This window comes from Streptomyces sp. SID13726 (genome assembly GCF_010548375.1).
Taxonomy (GTDB): Bacteria; Actinomycetota; Actinomycetes; order Streptomycetales; family Streptomycetaceae; genus Streptomyces.
Map to the genome: position 1 here is coordinate 277,869 of NZ_JAAGLY010000005.1, position 19,466 is coordinate 297,334.

The 19,466-nt window shown below is 72.8% G+C and carries 18 protein-coding genes; 11 read left to right on the top strand and 7 right to left on the bottom strand.

All coding sequences use genetic code 11. The features are described from left to right. Positions 1 to 441 precede the first annotated feature (441 nt). The 6 genes from G3I78_RS15570 to G3I78_RS15595 all read left to right on the top strand — a co-directional run bounded on the left by G3I78_RS15570 (position 442) and on the right by G3I78_RS15595 (position 6,963). Positions 442 to 1,395, top strand: coding sequence for an alpha/beta hydrolase (locus tag G3I78_RS15570; protein WP_343243778.1), 954 nt, complete (start codon positions 442 to 444; stop codon positions 1,393 to 1,395). Positions 1,396 to 1,477: 82 nt separating this feature from the next. Next, positions 1,478 to 2,656 (top strand): acyltransferase, encoded by a 1,179-nt coding sequence (locus G3I78_RS15575; protein WP_164425291.1) that lies wholly within the window; start codon positions 1,478 to 1,480, stop codon positions 2,654 to 2,656. 10 nt (positions 2,657 to 2,666) lie between these two features. Next, a complete protein-coding gene (locus G3I78_RS15580; protein ID WP_343243765.1) occupies positions 2,667 to 4,091 on the top strand; it encodes a sensor histidine kinase in 1,425 nt (474 codons plus the stop codon). A gap of 44 nt (positions 4,092 to 4,135) precedes the next feature. Then, positions 4,136 to 4,825 carry a response regulator transcription factor gene (locus G3I78_RS15585; protein WP_164425293.1) on the top strand — a complete coding sequence of 230 codons (690 nt, stop codon included), beginning with the start codon at positions 4,136 to 4,138 and terminating at the stop codon, positions 4,823 to 4,825. A gap of 99 nt (positions 4,826 to 4,924) precedes the next feature. Next, positions 4,925 to 6,301: a histidine kinase gene (locus G3I78_RS15590; RefSeq protein WP_164424710.1), complete on the top strand. Its 1,377-nt coding sequence runs from the start codon at positions 4,925 to 4,927 to the stop codon at positions 6,299 to 6,301. Continuing rightward, positions 6,298 to 6,963: a response regulator transcription factor gene (locus tag G3I78_RS15595; RefSeq protein ID WP_164424712.1), complete on the top strand. Its 666-nt coding sequence runs from the start codon at positions 6,298 to 6,300 to the stop codon at positions 6,961 to 6,963. The genes G3I78_RS15590 and G3I78_RS15595 overlap by 4 nt, the downstream gene beginning before the upstream one ends. 35 nt (positions 6,964 to 6,998) lie before the next feature. On the opposite strand, the gene G3I78_RS15600 is transcribed toward G3I78_RS15595, so the two are convergent. From G3I78_RS15600 to G3I78_RS15615, 4 genes are all read right to left on the bottom strand, one after another. Further along, positions 6,999 to 8,606 (bottom strand): carboxylesterase family protein, encoded by a 1,608-nt coding sequence (locus G3I78_RS15600; RefSeq protein WP_164424714.1) that lies wholly within the window; start codon positions 8,604 to 8,606, stop codon positions 6,999 to 7,001. 206 nt (positions 8,607 to 8,812) lie between these two features. Beyond that, on the bottom strand, positions 8,813 to 9,451 hold the full coding sequence (locus G3I78_RS15605) for a GPP34 family phosphoprotein (RefSeq protein WP_164424716.1): 639 nt from the start codon (positions 9,449 to 9,451) through the stop codon (positions 8,813 to 8,815). A 123-nt stretch (positions 9,452 to 9,574) separates the two neighbouring features. Further along, positions 9,575 to 10,234, bottom strand: coding sequence for a response regulator transcription factor (locus G3I78_RS15610; RefSeq protein ID WP_164424718.1), 660 nt, complete (start codon positions 10,232 to 10,234; stop codon positions 9,575 to 9,577). After that, complete coding sequence (locus tag G3I78_RS15615; protein WP_343243766.1) at positions 10,231 to 11,403, bottom strand: histidine kinase; 1,173 nt, start codon at positions 11,401 to 11,403, stop codon at positions 10,231 to 10,233. The genes G3I78_RS15610 and G3I78_RS15615 overlap by 4 nt, the downstream gene beginning before the upstream one ends. Positions 11,404 to 11,477: 74 nt before the next feature. Between G3I78_RS15615 and G3I78_RS15620 the strand changes: the two genes are divergently transcribed. Further along, the gene (locus G3I78_RS15620; RefSeq protein ID WP_164424720.1) at positions 11,478 to 12,683 is read left to right on the top strand and encodes a cytochrome P450; all 1,206 of its coding nucleotides are present in this window, start codon (positions 11,478 to 11,480) and stop codon (positions 12,681 to 12,683) included. A 21-nt stretch (positions 12,684 to 12,704) separates the two neighbouring features. Here G3I78_RS15620 and G3I78_RS15625 read toward each other — a convergent pair whose 3' ends face one another. The 3 genes from G3I78_RS15625 to G3I78_RS15635 form a co-directional block, all read right to left on the bottom strand. Beyond that, positions 12,705 to 12,941 carry a hypothetical protein gene (locus G3I78_RS15625; RefSeq protein ID WP_239157833.1) on the bottom strand — a complete coding sequence of 79 codons (237 nt, stop codon included), beginning with the start codon at positions 12,939 to 12,941 and terminating at the stop codon, positions 12,705 to 12,707. 189 nt (positions 12,942 to 13,130) lie between these two features. After that, complete coding sequence (locus tag G3I78_RS15630) at positions 13,131 to 14,699, bottom strand: ABC transporter permease (RefSeq protein ID WP_164424724.1); 1,569 nt, start codon at positions 14,697 to 14,699, stop codon at positions 13,131 to 13,133. Then, positions 14,696 to 15,592, bottom strand: a complete 897-nt coding sequence (locus G3I78_RS15635; protein ID WP_164424726.1) for an ABC transporter ATP-binding protein — start codon at positions 15,590 to 15,592, stop codon at positions 14,696 to 14,698. Before G3I78_RS15635 ends, G3I78_RS15630 begins: the two co-directional genes overlap by 4 nt. A gap of 74 nt (positions 15,593 to 15,666) precedes the next feature. Between G3I78_RS15635 and G3I78_RS15640 the strand changes: the two genes are divergently transcribed. The 4 genes from G3I78_RS15640 (at position 15,667) to G3I78_RS15655 (ending at position 19,456) form a co-directional block, all read left to right on the top strand. Continuing rightward, a complete protein-coding gene (locus tag G3I78_RS15640; RefSeq protein WP_164424728.1) occupies positions 15,667 to 16,158 on the top strand; it encodes a MarR family transcriptional regulator in 492 nt (163 codons plus the stop codon). 95 nt (positions 16,159 to 16,253) lie between these two features. Continuing rightward, positions 16,254 to 17,978, top strand: a complete 1,725-nt coding sequence (locus G3I78_RS15645) for a nucleic acid/nucleotide deaminase domain-containing protein (protein WP_164424730.1) — start codon at positions 16,254 to 16,256, stop codon at positions 17,976 to 17,978. Between the two features lie 64 nt (positions 17,979 to 18,042). After that, on the top strand, positions 18,043 to 18,615 hold the full coding sequence (locus tag G3I78_RS15650) for an SUKH-4 family immunity protein (protein WP_164424732.1): 573 nt from the start codon (positions 18,043 to 18,045) through the stop codon (positions 18,613 to 18,615). Positions 18,616 to 18,628: 13 nt separating this feature from the next. Beyond that, positions 18,629 to 19,456, top strand: a complete 828-nt coding sequence (locus G3I78_RS15655) for a nucleic acid/nucleotide deaminase domain-containing protein (protein ID WP_164424734.1) — start codon at positions 18,629 to 18,631, stop codon at positions 19,454 to 19,456. Positions 19,457 to 19,466: the final 10 nt, after the last annotated feature.

Here is a 19,466-nt window from a genome sequence, read left to right on the forward strand (position 1 = left end):
GTGCCTGTCTTCTTTCCCTTGCCGTGCCGGTCTCTCCCCGTCCCGGTGATACCCGTAATACCTGAGAGCTACGACTCGGAAGAGCTCCCTGGCGGGACGCGGACGATGCCTCCCGCTCCGTAACTTCCCATCCAGACAAGCCCGATGACCGGGCGCACTGGAAGGGACGGGGACGTGGGGAGCAGCTGGAGGGGTTGGCGGTGGCGGCCGGGGCGGGCCGATGAGCACGGTGACTTCGGTGGCTCGCGTGGGTCCGTGGCCGTGGGTGGCGGTGCGGCTGGTGACCCGCGTGGGTCCGTGGCCGTGGCTGGTGGTGCGTCCGGCGACCGGCGTGGGTCGGCGGAACTCACCTCGCAGGGCGACCGGCGGGGCTCGGCGGAACCCACCTCGCACGGCGACCGGCGTGGACCGTCGAAGTCCGCCTCGCGCTCAGGTCGCCGTATCCGCAGATGGCGCCGGGGTCTCCTCGCCGCTCTCATCACCGCCGCGGTGGTGGTCCCCCTCTCCGCGGCCACCCGCCCGGAGATCCCCTCCCCGCCGCCCGCGAACCTCCCGCGGCCCACCGTGGCCACCCTCGACCGGATCTACGCCGCCAACAGCGCCAACGCCGCACAGGCCGCCCGTACGGCACGGGCCCACGGCGACACGCACCGTGCCGCGGCGGACCGGGAGATGGCCGCCCCCACCCGTCACCTCCTCGCCTTCGACGGCCGGGGCAACGGAAAGGCGGCAGAGGTCTTCGGCGACCTCGCCCGCGCCGACCACGTGGCCGTCCTGGTCCCCGGCTCCGACACCTCGCTGGACACCTACCCGCGCTTCCGGGCGACCGCGGATGCCCTGTACCGCCGGCTGACCGGCACCGCCCCCGAGGGCACCCGCAGCGCGGTGATCGCCTGGCTCGGCTACCGCACCCCGGACACGGTCAGCACCACGGTCCTCACCACGGGCCGGGCCGACGAAGCCGCCCCCGACCTGCGCGAGTTCATACGACGACTGCACGGCGTCGTCGGCCGGCACACCACCGTCTCCCTCGTGTGCCACTCCTACGGCACGGTGGTCTGCGCCCGGGCCGCCGCCCACCTGGACATCGACGACCTGGCGCTCGTCGGCAGCCCCGGCACCGGTTCCGGCACCGCCGCCGCCCTGCACACCCGTGCCCGGGTCTGGGCGGCGAGGGGCAAGGACGACTGGATCGGCGAGGTCCCGCACATCAGGACCGACCTCTTCGGCGTGCGCGTCGGCTTCGGCACCGACCCGGTCTCCCCGGCCTTCGGCGCCCATGTCTTCGCCGCGGGCGCGGGCGGCCACAGCGACTACTTCACCCCGGGCTCGGTCTCCCTGGCCAACCTCGCCCGGATCGTCCTCGGAGACACCGCGGAGGTGAGCCGTGCCTGACACCCAGGACTCCCTGCACTCCCAGTACTCCCCGCACTCTTCGGACGGCCGACGTGACGGCATACGCGGGGGCCTGATCCGCATACGCCGAGCCGCCGCCCGTGTCGACGCGGCGACACCTCCCGACCGGGACCGCGCGGTCGACGCCCTGCGCGCCTTCGCGATCCTCGGTGTCGTCCTCGGCCACTGGCTGGTGACGGCCCTGGTGGTCGACGGCGGCACACTGCGCACCGCGAGCCCGCTGGGGCACATGCCGTGGCTGGCCCCGATCTCCTGGGCGTTTCAGACCCTGGCGGTGTTCTTCCTGGTGGGCGGCCATGTGGCGACCCGCGGCTACAGATCGGCGCGGGCCCGCGGGACGACGTACGGACAGTGGCTGAGGAGCCGTCTCGCGCGGCTGTTCAAGCCGGTCGCCGCCGTCCTCGTGCTGTGGACGGTGACCGCGACGGCCCTGCTGCTGACGGGCGCGGGGTCCGCCACCGTCCACACGCTGGTCAAGCTCGCGCTGTCCCCGCTGTGGTTCCTGCTGGTGTTCGGCGCCCTGACGGCGGCGACCCCGCTGCTGCTGCGCCTGCACCCGCTGTGGCCGCTGGCCGTCGTCCTCCACGTGGACCTGGTGCGCTTCGGTCTCGGCGGCCCGGACTGGCTCGGCTGGGTGAACCTGGCGGCCGGCTGGCTGGTGCCGTACACCCTGGGCGCGGCCTGGACGCGGGGCGAGCTGGAGGGGCGGCGCGTGGGGTGGCTGCTGTTCGGGGGCGGGGTGGTGACGACCGCCGGGCTGATCGTGCTGGCGGGCTATCCGGCGTCCATGGTCGGGGTGCCCGGTGCCCAGGTCTCCAACCTGAACCCGCCGACCCTGGCCGCCGTCACCTTCGGCCTCGCCCAGTGCGGTCTCGCCCTGCTGCTGCGCGACCGGCTGCGCGGGGCCATGCGACGCCCGCTGCCGTGGGCGGGGGTGGCGCTGGTCAACCTGTCCGCGATGACCGTCTTCCTCTGGCACCAGACGGCGCTGATGGCCACCACGGCCACCGGTCTCGCCCTGGGCCGGCTCCCCGGTCTGCACACCGTCCCCGACGGACTGGGCTGGGTGGCGGCCCGGCTGGCCTGGCTGCCGGTCTTCGCTCTCGTCCTGACGGTCTGCTGGGCCGCCTTCCGGTCCTACGAGCAGGGGCCGCGCAGGGCCGGGGGCCGTCCGTCGAGGGTGATCCGCGTCCATCGCGGGGCGGACCGGACGGCGGCGAAGGCGGGGCGTCGTGCCTAGGGTGGTCGGCGTGACGGAGACGGGGACCCGGCAGCTGGTCGTGGGGAGCGTGCGGCGCCGGCTGCGCCTTCTGCGGCAGGACCTGTGGACGCTGCGGGCCGACCCGCTGCCCCCGTCGGTCTGGCTGCGCTGGCTGCCGCACGGCGTGGTGTGCCTGGCGGCGCTGGGCATCGCGCTCGGCGACATGGCCCAGCTCCAGGACAACGGTTATCTGGGGTTCGCGTTCGCCTTCCCGATCGGCGTCGCGCAGGGCGGTGCCGCGGTGCTCGCGCTGTGGCGGCCCATCCCGGCGTGGTGGCTGTCGCTCGCGGCCACCGTGGTGGGGGCGGTCGCGCTGCACGGCCGGCTGAGCATGGAACACGGCGTCACCTTCACCTGGCCCTGGACCGTGGCCGGGATCATCGCCCACCTCTTCGTGCTGCTGCTGGTCGGACTGCGGGTGCCCACCCGGGTCTCCGCCGAGGTGCTGGCCGGCACCGCCCTGGTCACATACGTCCTGCAAGGCCTGTGGGGTGCGGCGAACTACCAGCCCACCGGCGTGATAGCGGTCTGCCTCTCCGCGATCACCGTGGTGCTCGGCATGGCGCTGCGCGGGCGCCGCGAGGCCCGCACCGAGCTCGACCGGCAGACCACGCTCACCACGGAGGAGCGGGCCCGGCGCACTCTGCTGGAGGAGCGCAGCCGGATCGCGCGCGAGCTGCACGACGTGGTCGCCCATCACATGTCCGTCATCTCGATCCAGGCACAGGTCGCCCCGCACCTCGTGGAGAACCCGTCCGAGGAGCTCCAGGAGAACCTCGCGGGCATCCGGCAGAACGCGCTGGAGGCGCTGACCGAGCTGCGCCGGGTCCTGGGCGTGCTGCGCGCCGAGCACCCCGACGCCCCCGAGCAGGGCGCCGACCCCGGCACCGGTACCGCGCCGCACGCCCCGCAGCCCACCCTCGACCGGATCGACGCGCTGGTGGAGAACACCCGGGCCGCGGGCGCGACCGTGACGCTCCGGGTCAGCGGCGAGCGGTGGTCGCTGCCGTCGGGCGTGGAACTGTCGGCGTACCGCATCGCGCAGGAGGCCCTCAGCAACGTCCTGCGGCACGCACCGGGCGCACAGGCCCACGTCCACATCGCCTACCTCCCCAACGGCGTGGTCGTGGAGGTCACCAACACCCACCCGACGAGACCCGCACCGCCCTCCCACGGCGCCGGCCACGGTCTCCTCGGCATGCGGGAACGCGCCACAATGCTCAACGGCACACTGCGGGCGGGGCCCGACCGGGACGGGGGCTACAGGGTGTACGCCTACCTTCCGGTGTCTCCGGACGACGAGACCGGGGCTCCGGAATCCGGGGCCGCCGAGGCACCGGTCCCGGCCGACCAGGCCGCGGCCCCCACCGCCACCTCCGCCCCGCCCGACGACCCGAAGGACGACACCGCATGACGAGCGGCACGAGCGGCACGAACGGTGAGAGCGGCACGAACGGCATGGGCGGCGGGCGCGCCCCCGGCGCCGACATCCGCGTCCTGATCGCCGACGACCAGCAGATGGTCCGGCAGGGCTTCAGCGTGCTGCTGGGCGCGCAGCCCGGGATCGACGTGGTCGGGCAGGCGGTCGACGGTCTGGACGCCGTCGCCAAGGTCGCCGAACTGGTGCCGGACGTCGTCCTGATGGACATCCGGATGCCCGAGCTGGGCGGCATCGAGGCCACCCGCAGGATCACCGGCGAGCGCCCGGAGATCAGGGTGCTGGTGCTGACGACCTTCGACCTCGACGAGTACGTGTACGAGGCGCTGCGGGCCGGTGCCTCCGGGTTCCTGCTCAAGGACGCCTCCGCGGAGCAGCTCGCCGAGGCGGTGCGGGTGGTGGCGGCCGGGGACGCGCTGCTCGCGCCCGGGATCACCCGGCGGCTGATCGCCGAGTTCTCCCGTCTCGACGACCGCCCCCGGGCCCCGCTCAGGCGCCGGGTCGGCGAGCTGACCGAGCGGGAGACGGAGGTCCTCGCGCTCATCGCGCAGGGCCTGTCGAACGCGGAGATCGCCGAGCGCCTCGTGGTGGCCGAGCAGACGGTGAAGACCCACGTCGGCCGCATCCTGGTGAAGCTGGGGCTGAGGGACCGGACGCAGGCGGCGGTGTTCGCGTACGAGTCGGGGCTGGTGCGGCCCTCGGGCTACTGACCTCGTCCCTGCCCGGACCAGTAGTACCTGAGAGGGATGCCGAAGGACCCCTCTCACTGGTGACGACGGGGACCCCCGCCCCCGCCTACCGTTTTCATCGTGACCAATACGACCGAGACGCACACGACACCTCTGCGGGGCGGCAGCGGAGGGTACGACGCGTACAAGCCGCGCAGCCCGGAGTTCCGGGCCGCCGTGGACGCCCTGCGCGGCCTGCGGCACGACCTGATCAGTGACGCCTTCGCCTACCGGCCGCTGCCTCCCCTGCGCGTCGACAAGGGGCTTTCCCGCCTCCCGTCCGGCCGGCTGCGGGAGTACGCGATCTGGACACCCCATGCGCTGATCACCGCGGTCGGCCTGCTCGCCATGATCATCGGCGCGGACACCAGCCACCAGGGCACGACCACAAACCTCTTCGTCGGTCTGTTCGCCCTGGCCCCGATCCTGCTGACCACGGTGCGGCCGGTCATGGCCTTCTGGCTGTCGTTGGCCGCGACCCTGATCACCTATCCGGTGGCGTCCGTCAACGCCTGGCAGCAGAACTGGCCATGGCTGCCGGGCGGCTTCGCCTGCCACCTCGTCGTGCTCACCGTGGTGGCCGTGCGCACCAGGCCGCGTACGGCTGCCTGGATGTGGTTGCTGACCGGGGCCTACGGCCTGATATGGCAGGGCACCCTCGGCGACAGCCACTACGACCGCTCCAACACCGTGGAGATGCTGTTCGTCTCCGCCCTGGCCCTGCTCGTCGTGAGCGTGTGGCACATACGCCGGGACGCCGCGCAGACGGTGACCGCCCAGCAGACGGTGACCGCCCACGAGCGCTCCCGCCGCACCCTGCTGGAGGAGCGCACGACCATCGCCCGTGAGCTGCACGACGTGGTCGCCCACCACATGTCGGTCGTCGCCATCCAGGCGGAGGCCGCGCCCTACCGGGTGGAGAACCCGCCGCCGGAGCTGGAGAAGGCGTTCGCCACCATCCGGGAGAACGCGGTGGCGGCCCTCACCGAGCTGCGCCGGGTCCTGGGCGTGGTGCGCGCCGAGGACTACGAGGCGCCGGACGCCCCGCAGCCCACCCTCGCCGATCTGGACGCCCTGCTCGCCAATGTGCGGGAGGCGGGCCTCGACGTCGAGAAGGCGGTCACCGGAGCGGTGCGCGAACTCCCGCAGGGCGTCGAGCTGTCGGCGTACCGGATCGTGCAGGAGGCACTGAGCAACACCCTGCGCCACGCCCCCGGGGCGAGCGCGCGGGTCGAGGTCGGGTACGTCCTGGGCGGCCTGGGCCTGCGCGTGGTCAACGGCCCGCTGCCCCAGCCGTCGCTGGTGAAGCCCTCGCCCGGAGCGGGACACGGCATCACCGGCATGCGGGAGCGGGTCTCCATGCTGAACGGCGAGATGACAGCGGGCCCGACGGACGAGGGAGGGTACGAGGTGACGGTGTTCCTGCCGGTGCCGCGCATGGACGAGGACGACGTATGACGATCCGTGTGCTGGTCGCGGACGACCAGATGATGGTCCGCGAGGGCTTCTCGGTACTGCTCAACGCGATGCCGGACATCGAGGTGGTCGGCGAGGCGGTCAACGGCCGTGAGGCGGTGGACCGGGTCCGTGAGCTCGCCCCCGACGTCGTCCTGATGGACATCCGGATGCCCGAGCTGAACGGCATCGAGGCGACCAGGGAGATCGTCGCGTCCGACGGCACCTCCAAGGTCCTGGTGCTGACCACCTTCGACCTCGACGAGTACGTCTACCAGGCACTGCGCGCCGGCGCCTCGGGCTTCCTCCTGAAGGACGCCTCCGCCCGCCAACTGGCCGACGGCGTAAGGGTGGTGGCCTCCGGCGAGGCTCTTCTCGCCCCCTCCGTCACCAAACGCCTGATCACGGAGTTCTCCAAACTCTCCGAGATCCCCCGCCTCCTGCCCTCGGCCCAGGCGTCCTACGGCGACCTCACCGACCGTGAGACAGAGGTTCTCGTCCTCATCGCGCACGGCCTCTCGAACTCCGAGATGGCCGAGCGCCTGGTGGTGGCCGAGTCCACCATCAAGACCCACGTCAGCCGCATCCTGGTGAAGCTGGGGCTGAGGGACCGGACACAGGCGGCGGTGTTCGCGTACGAGGCCCGGCTGGTGACACCCGGGTAGGGCGGCGGGGGTGGGGCCCTCTGCGCGGGGTGGCGTCAGGGCAGGGTGTTCCAGAAGCCGCAGTGGTGCCGAGCCGCCGCCGTACGGGTCGGGCCGATGCGGTCCGGTGCCAGGGACTGCACCGTCCGGCGCGGCCAGCGCGGGGCGCCGGTCCCGCTGACCCCGCCGGTCCCGCTGATCCCGCTGATCCGGTTGGGGTCGCCGGTGCGGGCGAAGCCGGTCCAGTAGTCGATCATCGTGTCGGCCAAGCGGTGTTGGGCCTCGGTCATCGTGCGGGGACGGCCACCCAGGTCGAACAGGTAGGGGAGTTCGGCGGCGTGGGGTGCGCCGAGCGGGAAGGGTGGGGTGCCCGGGGTGAGCGGTGGGGCGTGTTCGTCGGCGAACTCGTAGCGCCATAGGGGGACTTGGCCGGTCAGGAGGTCGCCGGTGCGCAGTGTGGGACAGGCGAAGTTCGCGTCTCCGATGACCGCGCCGAACACCGGGCCGCCGTTCGACGAGGTGACCGGGTACGCGTGGACGATCGCCCTCGTGTGAGCCGGGTCGGGGAAGAAGGCGGCCACGACGTCCGGCCAGGTCTCGGGGGTCACGGGATTGCCGGCCTGGATGATGCCGGCGGCCCAGCCGTTGCCCTCGTCGTGGTTGCCGCCGATGAGGACGGGGATATGGCGGAAGCGTCCGGCGGCGAGGGCCGCCCCGGGGTCGAGGGGCAGCAACGGAGTGTCGTAGGCGGGCTGTTGGTCGGTGTCCTGTACGGCCAGCAGGCGGGAGACCTTCGTCCCGCGTAGACAGGCGAGGACGTCCCGGGCGGCGGAGCAGCCGGCCTCGGCCGCGAACCGCGCGCCGGTCTCCCGTGCTGTGGACAGGGAGGTGGCGGAGGGGGCGAACGGCCGGTCCGGGCGGCCGGGGCACGGACCGCTCTGGATGATCGCCCGGTCGAAGAGCCCCGCGGCGGCGGGGGAGGCGAGCTGGGCGCAGACGCTGTAGCCGCCGGCCGACTCGCCGGCCAGGGTGACGTTGTGCGGGTCACCGCCGAAGGCGCCGATGCCGGCCCGCACCCAGCGAAGCGCCGCCTGCTGGTCGGCCAGGCCGAAGGTGCCGGAGCCGGGCAGGCCGGCGTGGGCGAGGAAACCGAGGGCGCCGAGGCGGTAGTTGACCGTGACGACCACGGCGTCGCCTCGGGTGGCCATGCGGTGGGCGTCGTAGGAGCTGCCCGCGCCGGTGGTGAAGCCGCCGCCGTGCAGCCAGACGATCACCGGCCGGGGGTGCCGTGGGTCGGTGGCCGGGGTGGTGACGTTCAGGTACAGACAGTCCTCGTCGGTGCTGCCGCCGGGCACCTCGCCGGCCGGCTGGGGGCAGGCGCTCGCGGGGCGGGTCGCGTCCCGGGTCTCGGTCCAGGGTTTCGCGGGGCGGGGTGGCGTCCAGCGCAGAGGGCCGACCGGGGGCGCCGCGTAGGGGATGCCGTCGAAGGTGCGGTAGCCGTCGTGGGCGACACCCCGCACCGGGCCGTCGTGGGTGCGGACCGTCGTGCCGACGGCGGGTGCGGCGGGCCGGGCCGTCCGCGGTACCGGCAGTGCGGGCCCGGCCGTGGCGAGCACGGCGGTCAGGGCGCAGGCCAGGGTGGTCAGGACACGGCGTGTGCTCATGCGGTTCCCCCGTTCCATGGGGCTCCCCCTCGAAGAAGCTCTCCGTTCCATGGGGCTCCCCCTCAAGGAAGCTCTCCGTCCCATGGGCTCCCCTTCAAGGAGGCCCCCGTTCCACGGAGCTCCCCTCGAAGAAGCCCTCCGTTCCATGGGCGCCCCGCTTCAGGGAAGCCCTCTCCTGCATGAACTCCCAGTCGTCACGGCCGCGTTCAGCTGCCGCCCATCCCGCCCTGGGCGGCGATCATGGTGGTGGGCAGATCGCGTACGGCCTGCTCCAGGCCGGGGGCGAGGGTGCCGAGTCGGCCGGTGCAGGCGTCGATGCGGTCCCGTAGCGCGCGGGCGTCCTGCCGTGAGACGACCGACCGGACCTTGCCGGCGGCGGCCAGCGCCGACAGGGCGGCGTCGGCGGCGGGGATGTCGGCGACGGGTGTGGCACCGTGCAGGACGGCCGCCATCCGCTCGCGCTCCGCCCGGAGCACGGCCGGGTCGGACACCGTCACCCGTCGGCCACCCCGGCGGAGCCGGGACGCCTCGACGGTGAGCAGCCCCTGTGCGGCCAGCCGGTCCTCCACGGCCGCCAGGGTCTGCCCGCGATCCCGCCTGACCAGCTGTTTCCAGCCGTGCCCCGGCGCCTGGCGCAGCACCTCGTCCAGCACGGGATCCCCCGTCGATCCCGTCCCGGCCACCGTGACGCTCCCGCCGCCGGTCTCGGTCAGCCGCCCGCGCAGCGCGAGTTCGGCCAGGGCGGCGGCCCGCACGAGCAGCCCGGTCCGGGAGCGGTCGTAGGGCCCCCGGGCCTGCTCGTCATGGGCGAGCAGATACATGCGGTGGTGGAGCGATGCGGTCATGGTGACGACGCTACGGCCGGGTACCGCGCCCGGAGATCGGCCGCGCGGACGGATCCGGTCTGGGAGCCCAGGAGGAGCGGCGCGGTCTCTCCTCCTCAAGGAGGAGCGGTTGCCGAGCGGCGCTCAGGGGTGGCGCGGCCGTACGAGACCGTGGTCGTAGGCGGCGACCACGGCCTGCACCCGGTCCCGGAGGCCCAGTTTGCGCAGCACGGCGGTGACGTGGTTCTTGACGGTGGCCTCGGACAGGCCCAGGCGTCCGGCGATCTCTGCGTTCGACAGCGCCTGTCCGATCAGGACGAGGACCTCGCGTTCCCGGCCGGTCAGGCCCTCCAGGCCGGCGGGCGGCGGCAGGTCGGGCGCGGTGCGCAGGAACCGGTCCAGGACGCGGCGGGTCACCGACGGTGCCAGCAGCGCGTCCCCGCGGGCGGTGAGGCGGATGGCGTCCACGAGTTCGGCGGGCCGGATGTCCTTCAGCAGGAACCCGCTGGCCCCGGCACGCAGCGCGGCGACCACATGCGCGTCCAGATCCCAGGTGGTCAGCACGAGCACCCGGGCCGGGCTGCCGCAGTCGACGATCCGCCGGGTCGCCTCGATGCCGTCCAGCACGGGCATCCGTACGTCCATCAGCACCACGTCCGGCCGGGCCGCCCGCGTCAGCCGCACGGCCTCCTGGCCGTCGGACGCCTCGCCGATCACCTCCAGGTCCTCCCGGGCGTCGATGATCATCCGGAAGCCGGTACGCACCAGGACCTGGTCGTCGGCCACCACCACGCGAAGGGTCACGACTCATACTCTCTCGGCAGCTCCGCCTCCACCGCGAACCCGCCCCCGGCCGCGCGCCCCGCGCGACGGCCGCCGCCCAGCATCCGGACCCGCTCCCGCATGCCCGCCAGGCCGCGCCCCGCGCCCGCTCCGGCGGAACGGGCCGGTGGGGTACGGCCGTTGTCGGCCACGACGATCCGGATCCGGTCCCCGTCGGCCGTCACCGACAGGCGTACCTCGTCGGCGCCGACGGCGTGCCGCAGCGTGTTGGTCAGGGCCTCCTGGACGATCCGGTACGCCGCCAGGTCCACCGCCGCCGGCAGCCCGTCGGCCGGTACGCCGTCACGGTGGAGGCGGACGGCGACCCCGGCCGCGCGTACGGCGTCGGCCAGTTCGTCCAGCCGGGCCAGACCCGGCCGCGGGGCGGGTCCCGCCTGGTCCGGGCCCTCCGCGTCCTCGGGGCGGAACGCCCGCAGCAGCAGCCGGAGTTCGTCCAGTGCGGACCGCCCCGCGCTCTCGATGGCCCGCAACGACCGGCGGGCCTGGTCGGGTCGCGCGGTGAAGACGTCCTCGGCGGCGGCCGCCTGGATGATCATCACGGACAGCGTGTGGGCCACCACGTCGTGCACCTCGCGGGCGATCCGGGCGCGTTCCTCCGCGACCGCCCGCCGGGTCTCCGCCGCCGTCCGGGCCCGCTGCGCCGCGCGCCACTGTCCCGCGGTCCACGCCAGGAGCACCGCCAGCAGACAGACCGCCACGCCGCCCGGCCCGCCGGAGACGAACCCGAGCGCGGCCAGGGCGCACATCCCCGCCAGGGCCACCACCGAGACCCGTCTCGACCGCGTGGCCGACAGCACGCACAGGGCGACCTGCGCCGCGAGCAGCGCCCCCGTCAACGTCACCGCGGGCAGCAGCGCCCACACCCCGACACCCGTCAGCACACCCACGCCCAGTACGGCGAGCGGCCGGCGCAGTACCCACCGCAGGGCACCGGCCTGCGCCGCGACCAGGGCCAGTGCCACGGCGAGCCGCCAGCCCCGGCCCGCGCCGACGGTGATCACCGAGGTGCCGAGCACGCCGAGCACCAGGACGGCCGACCCGCACCACAGCGTCCGGACCGCCCGCGCCGACGGAGCGCTCCCCGCCGCGTCCTCGGTCACCTCGTCCGGCAGGCCCGTGTCCCGGTTCACATCCCGACCCTACCCAGCGGGGCGGCAGGCGTCCCCCCTGGTCAGCGGCGGGTCTCCCGGGCTAGCGTCCCCGCATGGCAGCCTTCGATCCCTGGGACCCGGCGTTCCTCGCCGACCCGTACCCCGCCTACGCCGAGCTGCGTGCCAAGGGCCGTGTGCAGTACTTCGAGCCGACCGACCAGTGGCTCGTCCCCCACCACGCGGACGTCTCCGCGCTGCTCAGGGACCGCAGGCTCGGCCGGACCTACCAGCACCGCTTCTCCCACGAGGACTTCGGGCGTACGGCGCCCCCGGCCGAGCACGAGCCGTTCCACACGCTCAACGACCACGGGATGCTCGATCTGGAGCCGCCGGACCACACCCGGATCAGGCGGCTGGTGTCGAAGGCGTTCACCCCGCGCACGGTCGAGCGGCTGAAGCCGTACGTGACCGGGCTGGCCGGTGAGCTGGTGGACCGGCTCGTGGCGGAGGGCGGTGGCGATCTGCTCACCGATGTCGCCGAGCCGCTTCCCGTCGCCGTGATCGCCGAGATGCTGGGCATCCCGGAGGCGGACCGGGCTCCGCTGCGGCCCTGGTCGGCGGACATCTGCGGGATGTACGAGCTGAACCCGCCGCAGGACGTGGCGGAACGTGCGGTGCGGGCGTCGGTCGAGTTCTCCGCGTACCTGCTGGAGCTGATCGCCGAGCGGCGCAAGGAGCCCGGCGACGACCTGATCTCCGGGCTCATCGCCGCGTACGACGAGGGGGACCGGCTCACCGAGCAGGAGATGATCTCCACCTGCGTGCTGCTGCTCAACGCCGGTCACGAGGCCACCGTGAACGCCACGGTCAACGGCTGGTACGCCCTGTTCCGCAACCCGGACCAGCTGGCCGCGCTGCGCGCCGACCACTCCCTCGTCCCCCGGGCCGTCGAGGAGCTCATGCGCTACGACACCCCGCTCCAGCTCTTCGAGCGCTGGGTCCTGGACGACATCGAGGTCGACGGCACGACCGTCCCGAGGGGCGCCGAGATCGCCATGCTCTTCGGCTCCGCCAACCACGACCCCGAGGTGTTCCGCGACCCCGAGCGCCTCGACCTCACCCGCGCGGACAACCCGCACATCTCCTTCAGCGCCGGCATCCACTACTGCATCGGCGCCCCCCTGGCCCGCATCGAACTCGCCGCGTCCATGACCGCCGTACTGGAGAAGGCGCCGACCCTCACCCTGGCGACGGAACCGCGGCGCAAGCCGAACTTCGTGATCCGGGGGCTGGAGGGGCTGCGGGTCGAAGTCGTGTGATCCGTGGGCGGCTCCGCCGGTTCACCCCCGCCGCCGTCCCGCCGCCCGGACCAGCAACGTGAACACCAGCAGCGGCAGAAAGGCCCCGCCCAGTACCACCAACGGCAGCTCCGTGAACAGGACCGTGAGGTCCATGCCCTCGTTCTCGAAGCCGCCGCCCAGGTGGCGCTGGGTGCGGGGCATGGCCAGCCACAGCGCGGGGCCCGCGGTCGCGCCCACCGCCGACAGCGCGCAGCCTGCGCAGGTCAGTCCGTCCATGCTCCGCTTCATGCAGGGAGAGACGGGCTTTTCCGGTCAGTGGTTCATGCGGTCGGGGCTCGGCGGAGCAGTCCTGTCGGGCCCGCGGCGACCAGTACCGCCGGTCCGGGGTTCATGCGGTCAGGCCCCGGTGCCGCAGTCCCGTCGGGCTCGCCGAGCCCCCGGCGACCAGCACCACCGGTCCGCGGTTCATGTCGTCATGTCCCGGCGCCGCAACCCCACCAGCCCCCCGGCGACCAGCACCACCGCGAGTGCGAGCAGTGTCAGGACCGGTGGCCAGTTCATCGCGTCGCCCGGCAGCTTCGGGAGGTGGCCGAAGGGGGAGAGGTTCAGGACGGACCGGGGTGCGTTCAGGGCGGGGCCCACCCAGCCGATCAGCAGGGCCGCTCCGGCGAGCGCCCAGGCCAGCGGAGCGACCCGGGGGAAGAGGCCGTACAGGAGGACCGTCAGGCCGCCGATCACCCAGACCGCCGGGAGCTGGACCAGGCAGCCGCCCAGGACGGGGCCGGTCTCCTTGCCGTAGCCGACCGCGAAGCCGAGGCCCGCGAGCAGCATGATCAGGGCGGAGCCGGCGAACGCGATGGTCAGGTGGCCGGCGGCCCAGCGCAGCCGGCCGACCGCGTTGGCCAGCACCGGTTCCGCCCGCATCGAGGTCTCCTCGCCGTGCAGCCGCAGGACCGAGGCGACGACGTACAGCGCGGCGATCAGGCCGAGCATCCCGGTCATCGAGGCGAGGAAGGCGTCCGTGATGCCGGACTGCCCGCCCATCCGCTCGAAGATCTCGCGGGCCTGTTCGTTGTCGCCGACGATGTCGGCCACGCCGTCCGTGAGGCCGCCGTAGACCACCCCGGCCAGGAAGAAGCCGATCGACCAGCCGAGCACACCGCCCCGCTGGAGCCGCCAGGCCAGCGCACCCGCCGTACGCAGGCGGCCGGACGCGGGTCCCGGGCGGGTCGGCACGAAGCTCATGCCCACGTCCCGGCGCCCGGCGAGGACGTACGCCAGCGCGCCCTGGCCCACGATCGCCGCCGCGAACAGCAGCAGCACCCACCAGCGTTCGCCCGCGAAGGGGCGCAACTGCGACAGCCAGCCCAGCGGCGACAGCCACGACCACACCGACGCGCCGGAGACCGAGACCGAGTCCCCCGCCGCCCGCAGCACGAAGGCCGCGCCCAGCAGCCCGGCCGTCAGCCCCCGTGTCAGCCGCGCGCTCTCCGTGAGCTGTGCGACGATCGCCGCCATCGTGGCGAAGACCATGCCGACGGCGGCCAGCCCCAGGCCGAACGCCAGGGCGCCGACGGCCCCTTGGGCCGCGAGCCCCGCCGTCACCAGCAGTGCGAGTACGCCGTTCGCGACGGCCGCCGCCAGCAGCGCCGCCGTCAGTGAGGCCCGCCGCCCCACCACACCCGACGAGATCAGCTCCTGCCGTCCGCTCTCCTCCTCGTCCCGGGTGTGGCGTACGACGACGAGGAGACCGGTGACGGCGGCGAGCGCGCCCGCGTAGACGCCGACCCGCCAGGCGGTGAGCGCGCCGAGGGAGTCGTCGAAGACCGGGCCGATCAGCGCGCGCAGCGAGGAGTTGGCGGCGACCTGGTCCAGCAGGTCGGTGCGCTCGGCGGCGGTGCCGTACAGGCCCTTGAGGGTGTTCGGCATGGACAGCACCATCAGGGCGTTCACCGCCACCCACACCGGGATCATCAGCCGGTCGCGGCGCAGGTTGAAGCGGAGCAGCACACCGGTGCCCACGAGCGAGGTCATGACGCCACCTCCTCGTCCTGGTAGTGGCGCAGGAACAGCTCCTCCAGCGTCGGCGGCGTCGACGTCAGCGAGCGCACGCCCGACTCGGTCAACGACCGCAGTACGGCGTCGAGTCGGTCGGTGTCGACCTGGAGCCGGACCCGGTGGCCCTGGACGTCGAGGTCGTGGACGCCGGGCAGTGCGGCCAACCCGTTGGGGGCGCCCGCCAGTTCGGCCGTGACGCTGGTGCGGGTGAGGTGGCGCAGATCGGCGAGCGAGCCCGTCTCGACCGTACGGCCGCTCCGGATGATGCTCACCCGGTCGCACAACTCCTCGACCTCGCTGAGGATGTGGGAGGAGAGCAGGACCGTACGGCCGCGCTCGCGCTCCTCCTCGACGCAGCGCTGGAAGACCTCCTCCATCAGCGGGTCGAGGCCCGAGGTCGGCTCGTCCAGGATCAGCAGGTCCACGTCCGAGGCGAACGCGGCGACCAGGGCCACCTTCTGCCGGTTGCCCTTGGAGTAGGTGCGGCCCTTCTTGGTCGGGTCCAGCTCGAAGCGCTCGATCAGGTCGGCACGCCGGGTGGCGGAGAGGCCGCCGCGCAGTCGGCCGTAGAGGTCGATGACCTCGCCGCCGGAGAGGTTGCGCCACAGCGTCACGTCCCCCGGGACGTAGGCGATCCTGCGGTGCACCTCGACGGCGTCCGCCCACGGGTCGCGGCCGAGGACCTGCGCGGCGCCGGAGTCGGCGCGCAGCAGGCCGAGCAGGACGCGGATGGTGGTGGACTTCCCGGCGCCGTTGGGGCCGAGGAAGCCGTGCACCTCGCCGGTGGTCACCTCCAGGTCGAGGCCGTCGAGCGCGTGGGTGGAGCCGAACGACTTGTGGAGCCCGGAGACCGTGATTGCCTTCGTCATGGTTCTGAACGTACGCTTCTTTCAGAAAATTGTGAAGTTAAGGAAGCGTATGAAGCCCGGTTAGGGTGGTGACCATGACGGATGCGGCGGGGCGTGATCAGGAGGCGGTCTCGAAGTTCGTGGAGAGCTTCGCGGCCCAGCTCGTCGAGGCCGGGATGCAGCGCATGCCGGCCCGGGTCTTCGCGGCCCTCCTCTCCTCCGACGAGGGCACCATGACCTCCGCCGACCTGGGTGAGCAGTTGCGGATCAGCCCGGCCGCGGTCTCCGGGGCGGTGCGCTACCTCGCCCAGACGCACATGGTCTCGCGCGAGCGGGAGCCGGGCTCGCGCCGGGAGCGCTACCGGGTGCACGGCGACCAGTGGTACGAGGCGCTGACCAACCGCGAGGCCATCATCAAGCGCTGGGAGGGCGCCCTGCGCGAGGGCGTCAGCAGCCTCGGCCCCGACACCCCGGCGGGCCGCCGGATGGCCGAGACGCTGGCCTTCTTCGAGTTCATCGAGGGTGAGGTCGCGGCCATGATGGAGCGCTGGCGGACGCATCGCGAGGAGCTCTTCGGGCAGGGCTGATATCGCGTCAGTTCGCCGTGGCGAACTTGCCTCCGTGATCAGTTCGAAGTTACGTTCCCCCGACTGGCTTTCGATCGGGGGTAGTTGTGGGCGTCGTGCTGCCCAGTGAGCTGGATGCGGCCCTGGACCTGATAGGCATCAGCTGGCCCAACGTCGACGAGGACGACTACCGCGACATGGCCCAGGCCATGCGGGAGTTCGCCGACGACATCGACGACGGTGCCGCCGACGCGCATCAGGCGGTCACCGATCTGATCGGGGCGAACGAAGGCCTCGCGATCCAGGCGCTCGAAGCGCACTGGGACATCGTCAAGGGCAAGCATCTGGCCAATCTCGCCGAGGCGGGCCGGGTGGCCGCTGTCGCGCTGGACGCGGTCGCCGTGCTGATCGAGGGCGCGAAGATCGCCGCCATCGCCCAACTGGGCATCCTCGCCGCCGAGATAGCCGCCGCGATCGCCGCCGCCCCGCTGACCTTCGGCCTGTCGACGCTCGGCGGTGTCGCGGGCACCCAGGTCACCCGGATCGCGGTGAAGAAGATCTTCGAGGAGGTCTGCGAGGAGATCGCCTCGCGGATCATGGAGGTCGCGATGGGCCCGGTCTTCCAGGCCCTCGGTGCGATGGCGGGCGACCTCGTCGTCCAACTGGGCAGCAACGCCCTGGGGATGCAGAACGGCGTCGACCTCGACCAGACCGCGAAGGCGGGCAAGGACGGTCTGAACGACGGCGTGGACACCCTCAAGTCCGGCGGTATGCAGCTGGCCAGCGCGGGCGGCGCCGGCGGGTCGATGCAACTGGCCGGTGCCGACGGCGGTTCGAGCTCGGGCGGCTCCGGATCCGGCGGTGGCGGCGGGCAGTTCAGCATGGACCTCGACTCCTACGACCGCGTCGAGAGCGGCCTCAAGGGAGCGGGTGACAAGATCCGCGACGGCGCGGGCTCCAAGCTCGACCGGGCCAAGTCCTCGCACGGCCGCGCCCGCGGCAAGGACCCGCTCACCGCGGCCCTCGACCCCATGGTCGACGAGGTCGTGGAGGGCGTGGGCCGGGGCGTCAAGCGCACCGCCGAGCACCTCGGCGACAGCATGGTCGGCGGCGTGCGGAAGATGGCCAAGAACCACAAGGACAACGACGACGACACCGCGCTCTCCCTGGCCCAGCTCCAGAAGAAGGGCACCGGCAAGGACACCCCCATCTACCTGATGGGCGACGACGGCACGCTCAAGCGCCTGGGGTCGGACGGCGGCCACAGTCCTCTCACCGACAAGGACCGCGACCGCATCGGCCTGGGCTTCGTCGACGGCGACAGCGTGGGCCGGCCGCAGGCGGGCGAGACCAAGCTCAAGCTCCAGGGCAAGCAGCGCCCGCGCCCGCTCAGCGACTCCGAGCAGGTGGACCTCGGCAGCACCGAGCTCTCCCGCGCCGTCCAGCTGGCCCGGCACTCGGACGGCAGCTACGGCAACCACAAGAAGACCGAGAACGGCGACAAGTTCGAGAGCAACAACTACGCCTCCGCGCGCTTCGACCACAAGGGCGAGGGCAAGGGCTTCATCGTCGTCTCCCGCAGCTCCGGCTTCCGGCACTCCGAGCGCATGCTGGGCTTCCCGGTGGTCCGCGACGACGTGGGCGACCGGATGAAGGAGCTGTACACGGAGCGGGCCCCCTGCACCAGCCCGCCCAACTGCAGCGCGTGGATGAAGGAACGGCTCTCGCACGTCGACGTCACGCACAGCGTCGACTACGGCAGTACGAAGGACTCCAGGGCCGCGGGCAACGCGGACATGATGGACTACCTCGACCGCCTCAAGGCGAACCGCAACAAATAAGACATACATTCGCCGGTGTTAGCATCGGCAACCCCCCTCAGGCGCAAGGCAGGCAGGTCACGGAATGACACCCCCGATCGACCGGGAGACCCTTCAGGCCGAGTTCGGCCCGGACGAACTCATCAGGTTTCCCGAGGCCGTGGTGGCGACCGTACGGCACGAGCCCAGCGCGCGTTTCCTGCGCGAGGTCGGCATCCCGGCCCGCCCGAACCCCTGGTTCGACCTCGTGGACGGCAGCGAGGCGGAGGCCAGGACTCTCGGCGAGTGCTACGACGACCTGCGCGAGCGGTGGACCGACCTGCCCGAGGGCGCCGAGAACTGGCTCCTGCTCGGCATGGTCCCCTACGACGACATCGCCCTGGACGGCGTCACCGGGACCGTCCGGTGCCTGCCCGGGGACGAGTCCGACGTCTACCCGCTCAACCAGGACCTCGACTCCTTCGCGTCCTTCCTCTACCTGCTGGAGAAGGAACGCCCGCACTACGACTTCGAGTCGGAGCTGGAGGTCATCGACCCGGAGGGCGCGGCCCGCCGGCTGACCGAGCGGATGCGGGAGATCGACCCGGCGGCCCTGGCGGTCGAGGGGTCGCGCTGGCACGACATCCTGGAGTACGTCGAATCCCCCGAAGCGCGATGAGGCGGAACCGTCCATGACCGTCCCCGAGAACGGCGTCCGCCGCTTCGCCGAGCAGAGCACCGGCGACGACACCCCCGCGAGCCTCCGGCGGCTCTCGGACATCGCGGTCCCCGTGCAGGCCGGGCCCTACTTCGTCACCGCGCCGGACGACGCCGTACGGCTCCAGGAGTTCGCCGAGGCCGCGGGCCGGGAGGTCGTGGACGAGTCCTGCCGGGACTGGGCCCGCCTCGGCTCGGACCACGGCTTCGAGATCTGCGCCGACCACGAGGGCGTCGTACGGGCCGTACTCCTCGACTGGGCCGAGGAGTTCAGGTTCGTCAACTCCACCCCCGAGGCGTTCGCCGAGTCGCTCGTCCTGCTCGACCGGGCGCTGACCGAGATCCTCGGCACCGGGGTCCCGGACGAGGCCGCCGCCGAACACGCCCAGCTGGAGCAGCGGTTGCGCACCCTCGACCCGCCGGCCTTCGAGGGGCGCGAGAACTGGTGGCCGCTCGTCCTGGACGACATCCGTGACACCGCGAGCGCCGAGTGGTTCACCGCCTTCGAGATCGTCGACGGACAGGGCGAGAAGCAGATCATCACGCAGGCCGGCGAGATCGGGGTGCACCCCGAGGAGCGGCTCTGGTCCCGGCTGCGGGCCGCGGGCGTGGAGCCGGAGCAGGTGCTGCGCATCCACACCGAGCTCCAGGCCTGCTTCCTGCCGGGCCACTACTGCTCGCTGTGGCTCGGGCAGACCTTCCCCGACGCGCGCCTGACCCACAACTTCCCCTACGGCGAGACCGCCGAGTCCCGCGCCGAGGGCATCCGGCAACTGATCGAGGCCGCCGAGCGGCAGCCGTAGCGGACCCGGA